Here is an 11470-nt window from a genome sequence, read left to right on the forward strand (position 1 = left end):
CTTTCTTTTGCCTACTTTTCTTTGCCGCGGCAAAGAAAAGTAGGTGCTGCCCCGCACAGGGGCGACGCATGAAGTACTAATACCAATTCGCGGATGCCAACGAAAACGCAAACGTCGGACACCAGCGACAGCAAGAACACAACCATATGCCCCCGGCAACCTCAATTTCAAGCCCCGATTTTTCAAAAAAAGAACCCTTGAAACTCCCAACAGTCCTCCTATCTATCGAGTCATCAAGGGCAGCCGCCAGATCAACATGAAAGGCACTGCAAACATCCACATCACTTGCCGCGGCACAACAGACAACCCAGCGCAAAAGCCGGCAATGCCAAACCGCAAAGAGGACAAAGCGACCATGAGCGACATCTATTTCGGCACTGATCTGTTCAGCGAACTCGACCGCTTGCAGCGGCACATGTCAGGCGCATTCGGCGGATTCTCGTCCAGCCTGCGTTCGAGCCGTAACGGAGCATTTCCAAGCCTCAACGTCGGCACGACCGACGACACCATCGAGATCACTGCGTTCGCCCCAGGCATCGATCCTTCAAAGCTCGAGCTATCCATCGACAAAGGCCTGCTGACCATCGCGGGCGAACGCGCAGCACGTCCGGCACAGGAAGAAGGTGCACGCGCCTACGCACAGGAACGCTTCAAGGGTACGTTCCGGCGCGTCGTCGAACTGCCGCAGCAGGCTGATCCCGACAACGTGCAGGCCCGCTACGTGGATGGAGTCCTGACGATCACAGTCGGCAAACGCGAAGCGTCGAAGCCGCGCGCAATCACGGTTCAATAATTCGAGGTGCAATCATGAGCGACACACAAGTGACCCAGCGCGAAACCGGCGCAGCAGCAAACGCAGCCAATGCAGCATTCCGCAGCAACGCGCGCGAGCAGGAACGCCGCGTCACCCTGACGCCGCCCGTCGATATCGTCGAAGACAGCAAGGCCGTCACGCTATGGGCCGATCTGCCCGGTGTATCGAAAGACAAGCTCGACATTCGTGTGCACGACGGCAGTCTGACCATCGAAGGCGAATCCACCGCGCCTGTCGCGTCGAACGTGCGGCTCTCGCATGCAGAAGTGCGCGCGCCCTTCTTTGCACGACGCTTTGCGATCAGCGACGATTTCGACACGTCGAAGATCGAAGCCAACCTGAAAGACGGCGTGCTGAAGCTGATCATTCCGCGCCGCGAACAGGCGCAGCCGCGTCGAATCGAAGTCAAGCTAGGCTAAGCGCGCAAGCAAATAAAAACGGAGCACCCGCGATAGCGGCGTGCTCCGTTTTTTATGCAAGGCAAAGACCTGTGCCGCGCTACGCTTTTGATTCCAGCGCAGCACGCAGATCAAGAATCACGTCGCGCCAGTCATTACGCTTCGACTGGCGGACCAGTCGCATGTTGGAATACCACGGGCTGTCGGCGCGCTTCAGTTGCCAGCGCCAGTCGGGCGTGAACGGCAGCGCGATCCACACCGACTTGCCGAGTGCGCCCGCGAGATGCGCAACGGCCGTATCGACGGTAATCACCCGATCGAGTTGCGCAATCAGCGCCGCCGTTTCGGCAAACGTCGTCAGGCGGCTGGACACGTCGTGCAAGGCGCCGCGCGCAACCAGTTCATCGACACACGAACGATCGCCTTCGCGCACGTCCTTCACCAGCGAGACGAACTGCACGTTCGCATCGAACAGAGGCAAACACTGCTCGAGGGGAATCGACCGGTTGCGATCGTTCAGGTGCGTGCGGCTGCCCGACCATGCGATGCCCACGCGCGGCCTGCTGTCGCCTGGCGCGAACACATCGGACCATTGTGGCGCCAGTTGTGGATCGGCATACACATACGGCGCGCCGACCGGAATATCGGCTTCGCGTACCTTCAGCGCAAATGCAAGACTGAGCATCGGGATGTGATAGTCGAATGCGGGCAGCGGCGCACTGTCTGCTATCACCTCGGATACGTCCGGATAGCTGCGCAACAGCGGCAGCAGCGCATCCTGCACGCGCACGATCACATGCGCGCCCATCGCCTTCAGACGCCCTGCGAAACGGATGAACTGCAGCGTGTCACCGAAACCCTGCTCGGCATGCACCAGCACCGTCTTGCCGTTCAACGGCTGCTTGCCTGTCCACAAGGTCGCGTCGGGCAAGCCATGACTCATCTTGCCGTCGAGCCAGCGCCATTCGTACTCGCGCCAGCCGTGCTCGAATTCACCCAGCAGCAGATTGGTCTGCGCCCGGTTGGTGCGCGCCCCGGCATCGTTCGTGTCGATCGAAACGGCTTTCTTGAACTGCTGCAGGGCTTCGTCGAAGCGATGCAGGTCGCGCAATCCGACACCCAGATTCACATAGGCGCGCACGAAATCCGGCTTCAACGCAATCGCCTGGCGATACGCGGCCAGCTCTTCGTCATAGCGCTCCATCTCTCCGAGCAGATTGCCACGGTTGTAGTGCACTTCGGGCGCCTGCGGATAGCGCTGTGTCAGTCGTGCAAGACATTGCAGTGCACGCTGATGCTCGCCGATCGCGACCAGCGACATCGCCGCGCCATGCAGCGACTCTGCATGATCCGGATAGGCCGCAAGCACGCGCTCGTAAAGCGCGACGGCATCGGCATGCCGCGCGGCAAGCTGACAGATGTGAGCCGCAAAATGAAGCTGCTGCGGGTTCGTCGATGCAGGTTGCGCCGCGCGCGTGACATAGTCGGCAGCACGCGAGTAATCGCCCTGCTTTGCCGCGACATAGCCGAGCGCTTCGAGTGCTTCGTTATGGTTCGGATCGAGCGAAAGAATGCCGTGCAGCAGCGCGGCCGCTTCATCGTAGTGGCCTGCCGTGAACTGCTGCTGCGCGTCGGCGAGGCGTTGGGCGATATCGTGATTCATCATGCAGCGCTTCGGCGCAACGCCGCGTCGCGCCCAGGAACGGAGGGATCGATTGTACGCGAGCCCCTCCTTCCGCTACCGCTACGCCGCCGTCACGCCGCACGGCGGCACGTCATCAAACCGACACGCGAACCTTGTGGTTCTTCTGCATTTCCTCGAGTTGCTTTTGTGCGTCGAGTTCCTGCCTGATCATGTTGCGGATCTTCTGCATGACCTTTTCGCGCTCTTCGGGCGACATCTTCTTCAGGTCTTCCTCCGTCAAGCCGAGCTTCGCGAGGATCATCTTTTCGATGCGCTCGCCCGTCGTGCCTTTGGTGTAATCGGTCAACTGGTCGAGCAGTTCCTTGAAGGACGGCTTGTTGCCCGATTGCGCACCGGCGATGCCGCCAACCGTGTTGTTCGTGCCGCCCGCGCCCGTCGTGCCGATGGTGTTGGTCGTTTGCATGGTCTTGCGTTCCCCGAGGTCTTGTTGAAATTCAAAACTGACATCTGCATTACGCTTTGCACGGCACTTTAGTCACGACACCTCGCGACGTCAACGACTGTTCGATGACACATTCGGACACAAACAACACCTGATCCAGCCAACCAGTGCGAGCAGCATGAGTCCCGCGCCGCCCAGCACCGGCTCACGCCACGCGACGAGCGCGATGAACATGAAGGCGCGCGCGCCTGCAAGCAGTGCAAAGCCGGCGATAGCGCCTGATGCGGCGTCGATGGCGCCCTGCACGCGCGCATAGGCGGCGCCGTTCAAGGTGTCGGCGGGCTCATGCATGATCGGTCTCCTTGTATGTGGGATGTGCAGATGCCGTTCAGCCGGCCGCAGGTGCATCGTCGAGAAAACCCGTGACGGACTGCAGCCGTCCGCGCGTATCGACGACGCCGAAGTCGGAGCCTTTGACGATGGCAGCGCCCGCAGGCGTCAGCAGTTCCCACGAGAAGCGCAGACGGTTCGCATAGCCGTCGACCTCCGTGGTGCGGCGGAACGTGTGATGCGGAAAGCGCTCATGGACGGCGCGGATCATCGCGTCGATGCCGTCGTGTCCATCGCCGGAAAGAAGCGGATCGACATAGGCGGCGTCGTTCGCCCAGGTCGCCGAGATCAGTTCGCGGCGGCGGCCGGCGGCGGTCTCGTTCCAGGCGTCGAAGTAACGGTCGATCAGTGCGGTATGCGCGTTCATGGTGGACTCCTTCAGTCAGTGGATGATCGAGATGTCCGTCGCGTGTTGCGTGTTTGCGGCGGCCTCGGACTGAAGATTCGTCGATGAACGTGCGTGAGTCGATTACGCGGGAGGTAATGATCCCGCCGCGCCCGCGCGGTCAACGCGCGGGCGCAGGCTTGAAAACATCAGGGAATGGATTCTGTGAACGCGCGCCGGACTTACGCGGCGTCGATCTGGTCGGCGAGCCGCCGTCCTTCGTCATAGCCGGCTTCGCGCGCTTCCTCTTCGCTGGCGAACGTCGCGACGAGTTGCTGGAAGCGGCGGCTTTTTCCTTCGAGATGCGCATCGGCGCCGTGATGGCACACATAACCGACGTAGTGCCACAAGGTCTCCGGCACAGGCGGCCCGTAGGCCGTGACGGGCAGCACCCAGACTTCCTGGCCGTTGTGCTCGATCTTGTCCCACATGTTCGCCTCCGGAACGGTCGCAAGAGCCTCAGTATGAGCGCGTTTGGCTGCCGCCGCGATGCAGCGCCTGGCTGTTTTACGGTGAAGCGTCAGTCGGGCGAAGACTGCAACCGCGTCTTCACCCGCTCGCAAGCAGTTGGCGCAGGTTACTTCTGGGTCGCGAAATTGACGAACGGGATCGCCGCGCCGGACCACTGTTGCGGCAACTGGCCGTTCCATTTGTCGACGGCCTTCAGCGCAACGTATTCCTGACCGCCCTGCTGCTGGATGGCCTGCGCCTGAATCGCGATCGCCTTGGCATTGCCTTCCGCCTCGACCACTCGCTGCTGGGCTTCCACCTTGGCGGTTTCGAGGCGCTGCTCGGCCGTCAGCCGGTTCTGGCCCGCTACGACCTTCTGGCGCACCGCCTCGGCGAACTGCGGATCGAAATGGAAGTTCTGAACGTTGATGTCCGAGACAATGACGCGGTACTTCGTGAGCTTGGCCTGCAGCTTCTGCACGATGTCCTGCGATACCTTGGCACGCTGCGTCACCAGCTGCTCGGCGGTGTACTGCGACGTCACCGCCTTGAACGATTCGTACAGCGCCGGGACGATGAACTTCGCCTCGATGTCGGCGTCGTCGCCGAAGTTGTTGTACACGTACGGCGCATGCGCGGGATCGTATTCGTAGTTGGCCGTGATGTCTTCGAACACCTCTTGCAGGTCGGCCGTTCCGCCCTCTGCCTTGGTTGCCGTCGCGCTCTGGAAGCGGACGTTGAAATCGATCACGCGCGCAAGCGGATTGAGCACATGCAAGCCCTCGGGCAAGGGCTGATCCTGAACATCGCCGAAAATCTTCACGACGCCGCGATGGCCTGCCGGCACGACATGGATCGAACAGAAAATCAGAAACAGGACTGCGGAGACGGCTGCGACTACCCCTATAGCACGCTTACCAAGTTTCATTGTGATCTGCCTTTTCTCTTTTGACTCGGTTGGCGCCTGCCTTACCGGCGCTCACTCACTATACTGCCAACCGATCCCGAGCAAGATGCCTGGAGATGGGCATTGACAAAAGGCAAGCCCCGGCGGTGAGTTGAACCTCATATCGATCGACTCCGTGTGCTTTCCGCTGCGGCCTGACAGCCCGCTCTTTACCTCGCAGGTAATGGAATCGCGCCCGCATTTGGCTATCATCGACGCCATGAACACACTCACTGCCACCATGCCCGCGCCCTCCGGCGCCCCGTCGATGAGCCGCACCGTCGGCGATATGCTGCGCGAATGGCGCCAGCGTCGCCGGATGAGTCAGTTGCTGCTCGCATCCGAAGCGGAGATCTCGACGCGTCATCTGAGTTTCGTCGAATCGGGTCGCGCGCTGCCGAGCCGCGAGATGGTCATGCATCTGGCCGAGCGGCTCGACGTGCCATTGCGGGCGCGCAATGCTCTCCTCGTTGCAGCGGGCTACGCGCCGCTTTACCGCGAGCGGCAGCTGAGCGATCCTCAACTGGACGCGGCGCGCGCAGCCGTCGATCTCGTGCTCAAGGGCCACGAGCCATATCCTGCTGTCGCCATCGATCGTCACTGGACCATCGTCGCCGCCAACAATGCGCTCGCGCCGCTGCTAAGCGCGGCGAAGCCCGCGCTGCTCGAGGCGCCTGTGAACGCGCTAAGGCTATCGATGCATCCTGACGGTATCGCGCCGCAAATCGCCAACTGGCATGCCTGGCGCGCGCATCTGCTGTCGCGGCTGCAACGCCAGGTGGACGTGAGTGCCGACGCGACGCTCGCCGCGCTCTACGACGAACTCGCCGCCTACCCGACGCCACCCGACGCCGAACCCGCCGACGACCGCCATGCATCGCCGCTCGATCAGATCGCCGTGCCGCTGCGCCTGCGCACCGAGATCGGCATGCTGTCGTTCTTCAGCACGACAACCGTGTTCGGCACGCCCGTGGACGTGACGCTGTCGGAACTCGCAATCGAAGCGTTCTTCCCCGCCGATCCGCAAACAGCCGACGCGTTGCGCAAGTTCGCGGATACGCGCGCCGCATCGGCCGCTGCGAATGGTTGAGTCGAGTAACGAGAGACCCGCATGACTGAAGCAATGTCGATACGCCAGCTAGGGCCAGCCGAGCGCGATGCGTTTTTCACGCTGCGTCTGCGCGGCCTGAAAACGCATCCTGCTGCCTTCGGGCAGAGCTACGAAGACGCCGTCGCGCGCGGCCCGTCGCAACACGACGCGATCCTGAGCGGCACCGAGGCAGCGTTGGGCAGCTTCCTGCTGGGCGCGTTTTCTACGCGGGACGGCACGCTGATCGGCACGGTCGGGCTGCGGCGCGAGACGCGCGACAAGGAGCGCCACAAGGGCCACGTGCTCGGCATGTACGTCGCCGACGACGCGGCAGGCCAAGGCGTGGGCCGCGCGCTGCTGACGGAACTGCTTGCACGCGCCGGGCGGATCGACGGCTTGCGGCAGATCGTCCTGCTGGTCACGAGCGCGAATGGCTCGGCGCGCGGCTTGTACGAATCGCTCGGATTTCGCGTGTTTGGCACGGAGCCGGATGCGCTCTGCATCGACGGCGTGTTTCACGACGCCGATATGATGGTGCGCTTCATCTGAACCTGCCGCGCCGCGGTTTCATCGAATTGAACAGCAACTCCCGGAGTGTGCGAAAGCTGACGCCTGCGTAGACTGTGCGGCATCGACATGGCCAAGGCCAATACGGAGCCACTCATGCAGGACTTCACAAGCGATCACCAGACTTCGCTGTTCGACAGCGAAACCTCGCCGCGCAAACGCCGCCGCGAACCTGTGCCTGCGATCGCTACGGCGCAATCGATCACGCAACGCGTCGATGCGATCGACTGGGCGCGCGTCGGCGTCGATATGGATGCGCAGGGCTGCGCGGTGCTCGAACGTCTGCTGGACGCCGACGAGTGCGATGCGCTGAGCGCGCTCTATCCGCGCGACGACCTGTATCGCAGCCGCGTCGTGATGGCGCGGCATGGCTTTGGACGCGGCGAGTACAAATACTTCGACTACCCGCTCCCCGACGCGATCGGCGCGCTGCGCACCGCCGTCTATCCGCATCTCGCGCCGCTCGCGAACGCCTGGAACGAGACGATGCGCATCGACGTGCGCTATCCGTCCTCGCACGCCGCGTATTTGCGCCGCTGCCATCAGGCGGGACAGTTGCGCCCGACGCCGCTGATCCTGCAATACGCCGCCGACGACTACAACTGCCTGCATCAGGATCTGTACGGCGAACACGTGTTTCCGATCCAGCTTGCAGTCCTCCTCTCCGAACCGGGCGAGGATTTCACGGGCGGCGAGTTCGTGCTGACGGAACAGCGTCCGCGCATGCAATCGCGTGTGGAGGTCGTGCCGCTACGCAAGGGCGACGCCGTGCTCTTCGCCGTGCATCACCGACCCGTGCAGGGCACGCGTGGCGCGTATCGCGTGAATATGCGGCATGGCGTGAGCCGGCTGCGCTCGGGACACCGACACACGCTTGGGGTGATATTTCACGACGCAAAGTAGCCCGGATGGCGGCGCGGCACGCGGGCATCGAGGATGCCAATTCGTCTTACCCGAGTTGTCACACAAACGCCATGAACCCCATACCGTCCGTTACACGCGATGTCACCGCCGTAATGGATGCCATGCACCGTGCTGCGGCGCTGGCGGGCCGCCACGGGCCTCCAAAGCGCTTCCGGCAACATCCTTTACCTCGACCGCCGCGAGCGCCCTGAAGCTCGCCTGCGAAGCCCGGCTGGCTTATGGTTGTAACAACGGCGGGTATTCGATCGGCATCTGTCAGGCAGCATGAGCGGTCATGCCCAGGCCGAGCCGGATCTGCCGGCAATCAAAACGGCTCCCCGCTGCAACGCTTTTCCGGCCCGGAAGTAGTCCCCCTCCGCCAGTCCTGCTTCGACCCCCGTTACAAACTCCCCCGTCTCTGTAACAACCTCCCCCACAGTAGTTACAACTCCTTCCCGGTTTGTAACGCCTTTCCCGTTACATCTCGGGTTATCCCGAATCTTTGTCCAGCGGCGTATTTTTTACCTGGCGAGTTTTTGATTTCTTTCTCCGTGCTTTCTGAATTCATATGGTTTACGCATAAACCAAAGTGCATGCAGAAACCGGAAACTATTGCTTCAAGCCTTATATAACAAGGGTTTCCGGGGACCCTGTTGCAAACGTTTTCCGTCTGCCAGGCGATTATGACGCGGCCATGAAAGAGTTACCGAAACCGCTGTTGTTTTATCGTATCTTTTTTTTGAGAAAGGTATTGATTTCTGGAAATCCTGTTCATACAATTCCGCCCAAGCTGTTACGAAATGTAACGGCTTGTATCAAAGGTTGGCTGGTTGTATCTGTGCACCAACTTGACGCCGGAAATCAACAGTGTCCGGCGGGGCATAAGACCAAAACGGCAAAAAATGCCGAAAAAGTAATTCGGGGCTTCGGAAACAGAGAAAATGGACCGTAGCAGCGAGACGCTGGATTCAATCCGCGAAATCAATTTGTCTTACATCATGCTCGCACAACGCATGTTGCGCGAGGACAAGGCAGTCGGCATGTTCCGTCTGGGCTTGTCGTCGGAGCTGGCTGATATTCTTGCCGGGCTGTCGCTCGCGCAGATCGTCAAGCTGGCCAGCTCCGATCAGCTTTTGTGCTTTTTCCGCTTCAACGACCACACGATGCTGGCCGCGTTGACGCACACGTCCCGTCACGCAGAAGTGGCATCGACGCATGCCGCGATTCTGCTGGCCGGACAGCCCGCAGAGCAGTTCGCTTAAAACCGGGGAGAACTGCCATGCTGAAGAAAAGCCTTACCGAAGACGCGCAGGAAGTGTTCCGCGCGATCGCGCTGATCGAACTGGGCGCGCGCATGCAGGTGCTCGAAAGCGAGCTGACGCTGTCGCGCGACCGCATGATCCGCCTGTACCGCGAGGTCAAGGGCGTATCGCCGCCGAAGGGCATGCTGCCGTTCTCGGCCGACTGGTACATGACGTGGCTGGCGAACATTCATGCATCGCTGTTCTACAACACGTATCTGTTCCTGAAGAACGAAGCGCGCTGCTCGCATCTGGACGCGCTGACCAAGGGTTATCGCCTGTATCTCGAGCATTGCCGTCACAGCGAGACCGAGCCGGTGCTCGATCTGACGCGTGCATGGACGCTGGTGCGCTTCTTCGACGCCGACATCCTGCAACTGACGCCCTGCTGCCGTTGCAGCGGCAAGTTCGTCGCGCACAAGCACGACCTGCAGCACAACGTCGTGTGTGGCGCCTGCCAGCCGCCGTCGCGTGCGGGCAAGACGAAGAAGGCCGCCGCTGCGAAGCGCGACGCCGAGAAGGAAATCGTTTCCGTGCCGCAGGTTGCGGAAGAAGTGGAAGTACTCGAAGAACAGATGCTCGAGGAAACTGCGCTGGCGGCCTAGCGCCGCGCATCGCTCTGTCCATCCGAAGCTACGCATTGTTTGAAGCCGGTCTCACGAGACCGGCTTTTTTTCGTCTGTGCCTTTTTGCGCAGCGCTTTACATGCGCTTAAGCGCTCAGCCTGCAAAGCCCAATGTCTGCACCACCAGCCAGATGTTCGCGGCGCTGATCACGACGAACAGCCCCCACGCGAGGATACGCGTCGGCAGCCGGTTGGCGAATGCACCCATCAGCGCGCGGTCGTCCGTCATGCGGATCAGCGGATAGAGCGCAAACGGCAATTGCAGGCTCAGTACCACCTGGCTCGCGACCAGCAACTGGCCGACGGCGCCGTTGCCGAGCATCTGCACACCGACCAGCGCGGGGATCAGCGCCAGTGCGCGCGTGATGAAGCGCCGCTGATAGCACGGAATCTTCAGTTGCAGAAAGCCTTCCATGATGACCTGTCCGGCCACCGTGCCCGTGAACGTCGAGCTTTGCCCCGACGCAAGCAGCGTGATTGCGAACAGCACCGCCGCGAAACCCGTCCCGACGATGGGCGCGAGCAGCCGGTAGGCGTCCTCGATTTCGGTGACGGCCGTGTGCCCTGTCGAATGGAACGCGGCGCCCGCGAGAATCAGGATTGCCGCGTTGATCAGCAGCGCGAGAAAGAGCGCGACGATGGTGTCGATGCGCGACAGCGAGATCGCTTCCGCAATGCCTTTGTGGTCGCGCGTGACGGCGCGCGTTTGCACGACGGAAGAATGCAGATACAGGTTATGCGGCATCACCGTGGCACCGAGAATGCCAATCGCGAGATAGAGCGGCTCGCGTTCGCTGATGGCTTGCCACGACGGCACCAGCCCCGCCGCGACGGCTGGCCAGTGCGGTTTCACCAGCGCGAGTTCGATGATGTAACCGACGCCGATGGTCGCGATCAGGCCAAGCATGATGGCTTCGAGATCGCGGAAGTTCTTGCCTTTGAGGCCGAGGACGATGAAGGTATCGAATGCCGTGAGGATCACGCCGACAGTCAGCGAGCACTTGAATAGCAGGTGAAACGCGAGCGCGCCCCCGAGCACTTCAGCGAGATCGCAAGCGATGATCGACAGTTCGGCGAGCAGCCATTGAAAGCGCGCGACGCCGGGTGAATAGCGGGTGCGCGACAGTTCGGCCAGATTGCGGCCCGTCGCGATGCCGAGACGCATGCTCAGGCATTGCAGCACCATCGCTGCGAGGCTGGACAGCACGACCACGAACAGCAGGCTATAGCCGTAGCGCGAGCCCGCTTCGATATCGGTGGCCCAGTTGCCGGGGTCCATGTAACCGATCGATATCAGCAGACCCGGACCTGCAAACTGAAGGATCTTTTTCCAGAACGGTGCGGACGGCGTGACGGTGACGGTGCCTTGCACCTCGGACGGGCAGAACGGCGCGGTTGCGGTGGTGGGAAGTTTGAACTGCAAAGCCGTTGACCTCGAGGTGTGAGTTGGGTCGCGGCTGGCGGCCGCGAGACGGCTTCAAGTGTACAAAGAAATATGGGGAAGTGGAGCTGTG

The 11470-nt window shown here is 61.6% G+C and carries 15 protein-coding genes; 8 read left to right on the plus strand and 7 right to left on the minus strand.

Features of this window, described 5'->3' with window-relative positions:
• The first annotated feature begins 355 nt into the window (after positions 1-355).
• Together DK391_RS42485 and DK391_RS42490 are read left to right on the plus strand one after the other, a co-directional pair.
• Positions 356-793: an Hsp20/alpha crystallin family protein gene (locus DK391_RS42485; RefSeq protein WP_109484011.1), complete on the plus strand. Its 438-nt coding sequence runs from the start codon at positions 356-358 to the stop codon at positions 791-793.
• 14 nt (positions 794-807) lie between these two features.
• Positions 808-1233: an Hsp20/alpha crystallin family protein gene (locus tag DK391_RS42490; protein WP_109484000.1), complete on the plus strand. Its 426-nt coding sequence runs from the start codon at positions 808-810 to the stop codon at positions 1231-1233.
• 79 nt (positions 1234-1312) lie between these two features.
• Here DK391_RS42490 and DK391_RS42495 read toward each other — a convergent pair whose 3' ends face one another.
• The 6 genes from DK391_RS42495 to DK391_RS42520 all read right to left on the minus strand — a co-directional run bounded on the left by DK391_RS42495 (position 1313) and on the right by DK391_RS42520 (position 5452).
• Positions 1313-2878 carry a tetratricopeptide repeat-containing glycosyltransferase family protein gene (locus DK391_RS42495; RefSeq protein ID WP_343225478.1) on the minus strand — a complete coding sequence of 522 codons (1566 nt, stop codon included), beginning with the start codon at positions 2876-2878 and terminating at the stop codon, positions 1313-1315.
• 112 nt (positions 2879-2990) lie between these two features.
• Positions 2991-3320, minus strand: coding sequence for a hypothetical protein (locus DK391_RS42500; RefSeq protein ID WP_109484001.1), 330 nt, complete (start codon positions 3318-3320; stop codon positions 2991-2993).
• A gap of 90 nt (positions 3321-3410) precedes the next feature.
• A complete protein-coding gene (locus DK391_RS42505) occupies positions 3411-3650 on the minus strand; it encodes a hypothetical protein (protein WP_109484002.1) in 240 nt (79 codons plus the stop codon).
• Positions 3651-3687: 37 nt separating this feature from the next.
• The gene (locus DK391_RS42510) at positions 3688-4056 is read right to left on the minus strand and encodes a nuclear transport factor 2 family protein (RefSeq protein ID WP_109484003.1); all 369 of its coding nucleotides are present in this window, start codon (positions 4054-4056) and stop codon (positions 3688-3690) included.
• A gap of 200 nt (positions 4057-4256) precedes the next feature.
• A complete protein-coding gene (locus DK391_RS42515; protein ID WP_109484004.1) occupies positions 4257-4505 on the minus strand; it encodes a hypothetical protein in 249 nt (82 codons plus the stop codon).
• Between the two features lie 146 nt (positions 4506-4651).
• Complete coding sequence (locus tag DK391_RS42520; RefSeq protein WP_109484005.1) at positions 4652-5452, minus strand: prohibitin family protein; 801 nt, start codon at positions 5450-5452, stop codon at positions 4652-4654.
• A 202-nt stretch (positions 5453-5654) separates the two neighbouring features.
• Between DK391_RS42520 and DK391_RS42525 the strand changes: the two genes are divergently transcribed.
• From DK391_RS42525 to flhC, 6 genes are all read left to right on the plus strand, one after another.
• Positions 5655-6560: a helix-turn-helix transcriptional regulator gene (locus DK391_RS42525; protein ID WP_109484006.1), complete on the plus strand. Its 906-nt coding sequence runs from the start codon at positions 5655-5657 to the stop codon at positions 6558-6560.
• A 21-nt stretch (positions 6561-6581) separates the two neighbouring features.
• Positions 6582-7109, plus strand: coding sequence for a GNAT family N-acetyltransferase (locus tag DK391_RS42530; protein ID WP_109484007.1), 528 nt, complete (start codon positions 6582-6584; stop codon positions 7107-7109).
• A gap of 192 nt (positions 7110-7301) precedes the next feature.
• Positions 7302-8030, plus strand: coding sequence for a 2OG-Fe(II) oxygenase (locus DK391_RS42535; protein ID WP_239483110.1), 729 nt, complete (start codon positions 7302-7304; stop codon positions 8028-8030).
• Positions 8031-8724: 694 nt separating this feature from the next.
• Positions 8725-8982: a hypothetical protein gene (locus DK391_RS44730; RefSeq protein ID WP_162601060.1), complete on the plus strand. Its 258-nt coding sequence runs from the start codon at positions 8725-8727 to the stop codon at positions 8980-8982.
• Positions 8972-9292, plus strand: coding sequence for a flagellar transcriptional regulator FlhD (gene flhD, locus DK391_RS42540; protein ID WP_054933768.1), 321 nt, complete (start codon positions 8972-8974; stop codon positions 9290-9292). The genes DK391_RS44730 and flhD overlap by 11 nt, the downstream gene beginning before the upstream one ends.
• Positions 9293-9309: 17 nt before the next feature.
• Complete coding sequence (gene flhC, locus DK391_RS42545) at positions 9310-9936, plus strand: flagellar transcriptional regulator FlhC (RefSeq protein ID WP_109484009.1); 627 nt, start codon at positions 9310-9312, stop codon at positions 9934-9936.
• Positions 9937-10050: 114 nt separating this feature from the next.
• On the opposite strand, the gene DK391_RS42550 is transcribed toward flhC, so the two are convergent.
• The gene (locus DK391_RS42550) at positions 10051-11379 is read right to left on the minus strand and encodes an Nramp family divalent metal transporter (protein ID WP_109484010.1); all 1329 of its coding nucleotides are present in this window, start codon (positions 11377-11379) and stop codon (positions 10051-10053) included.
• Between the last annotated feature and the right edge of the window lie 91 nt (positions 11380-11470).

The sequence above is a fragment of the Paraburkholderia sp. C35 genome, assembly GCF_003121405.1.
Classification (GTDB): domain Bacteria; phylum Pseudomonadota; class Gammaproteobacteria; order Burkholderiales; family Burkholderiaceae; genus Paraburkholderia.

Bases quoted from the DNA above. Each gene is read 5' to 3' on its own strand.
- DK391_RS42485 (WP_109484011.1), top strand. From the start codon at position 356: ATGAGCGACATCTATTTCGGCACTGATCTGTTCAGCGAACTCGACCGC.
- DK391_RS42490 (WP_109484000.1), top strand. From the start codon at position 808: ATGAGCGACACACAAGTGACCCAGCGCGAAACCGGCGCAGCAGCAAAC.
- DK391_RS42495 (WP_343225478.1), bottom strand. From the start codon at position 2,878: ATGATGAATCACGATATCGCCCAACGCCTCGCCGACGCGCAGCAGCAG.
- DK391_RS42500 (WP_109484001.1), bottom strand. From the start codon at position 3,320: ATGCAAACGACCAACACCATCGGCACGACGGGCGCGGGCGGCACGAAC.
- DK391_RS42505 (WP_109484002.1), bottom strand. From the start codon at position 3,650: ATGCATGAGCCCGCCGACACCTTGAACGGCGCCGCCTATGCGCGCGTG.
- DK391_RS42510 (WP_109484003.1), bottom strand. From the start codon at position 4,056: ATGAACGCGCATACCGCACTGATCGACCGTTACTTCGACGCCTGGAAC.
- DK391_RS42515 (WP_109484004.1), bottom strand. From the start codon at position 4,505: ATGTGGGACAAGATCGAGCACAACGGCCAGGAAGTCTGGGTGCTGCCC.
- DK391_RS42520 (WP_109484005.1), bottom strand. From the start codon at position 5,452: ATGAAACTTGGTAAGCGTGCTATAGGGGTAGTCGCAGCCGTCTCCGCA.
- DK391_RS42525 (WP_109484006.1), top strand. From the start codon at position 5,655: ATGGAATCGCGCCCGCATTTGGCTATCATCGACGCCATGAACACACTC.
- DK391_RS42530 (WP_109484007.1), top strand. From the start codon at position 6,582: ATGACTGAAGCAATGTCGATACGCCAGCTAGGGCCAGCCGAGCGCGAT.
- DK391_RS44730 (WP_162601060.1), top strand. From the start codon at position 8,725: ATGAAAGAGTTACCGAAACCGCTGTTGTTTTATCGTATCTTTTTTTTG.
- flhD (WP_054933768.1), top strand. From the start codon at position 8,972: ATGGACCGTAGCAGCGAGACGCTGGATTCAATCCGCGAAATCAATTTG.
- flhC (WP_109484009.1), top strand. From the start codon at position 9,310: ATGCTGAAGAAAAGCCTTACCGAAGACGCGCAGGAAGTGTTCCGCGCG.